Genomic DNA, 741 nt, shown 5'->3' with positions numbered 1-741 from the left:
GCGACTTCTAATGCCCGCTTGCTATCAAGTTTAACAATTATGGTATACAACGTTTTGCGGTCAACCAGGGTTAATAAGACACTTTTTTTATCTTTCCCTATTATCGTATCACCTTCCCAGTCGCCAATACGTTCTTTTTTATCAACGAATTCCGGGCGCTCATCAATACTGGCCCGATTTTTAATTTTGCCTCTTTTTTCATAGCAGCCATAGCGTTTACGATAGGGTTTTCTGGCAATTCGCAGATGTTGCCATAAATCACCCCCCTCTATTTTATCTTGATAAATCAGCCTATAAATCGTCTCATGATGCAAAAATATCCCTTTATGCCGCTTCAAATAATCAACCGCCTGTTCAGGACTTAAATCTTGCCAAATTAACCGTTTTATCCATTTTTTGACTTCCGGCGTTATTTTTACGGCTTTTTTAGCAAAATGACGACGAGCCAATCCCTTCAAATGAGCCTGTTCAGGGCAATAGGTTTGAACTTCTTGATTTCTCTTCAATTCTCTGCTGATGGTCGACGGACTTCGCTTAAGTGACTCAGCAATGAAAAGCTGTGAAAAACCCGCTGTTTTTAAACTGGAAATCTGATATCTTTCTGTCTCGGTCAGTTGTGTATAGGCCATAGCGCATTCTCCTGTGGCGGGAAAGATGCCTACTATAGCAACTGACCGCCTTTCTGAAAAATTGCGCTTATTAGTCGAATCCGCCGTTCATATTTAATGTTAATGATTGTTG

Annotated in this window: 1 protein-coding gene; it reads right to left on the bottom strand. The window is 40.5% G+C overall.

Features of this window, described 5'->3' with window-relative positions:
* Positions 1-629: IS30 family transposase (locus tag C6H66_RS25410; protein WP_105397077.1), on the bottom strand; the 629-nt coding region annotated here is incomplete at its 3' end.
* Between the last annotated feature and the right edge of the window lie 112 nt (positions 630-741).

It is taken from the genome of Photorhabdus hindustanensis (genome assembly GCF_002968995.1).
Taxonomy (GTDB): domain Bacteria; phylum Pseudomonadota; class Gammaproteobacteria; order Enterobacterales; family Enterobacteriaceae; genus Photorhabdus; species Photorhabdus akhurstii.
The sequence above is the reverse complement of the archived record's forward strand: the minus strand, read 5'-3'. Positions and strand labels throughout refer to the sequence as shown.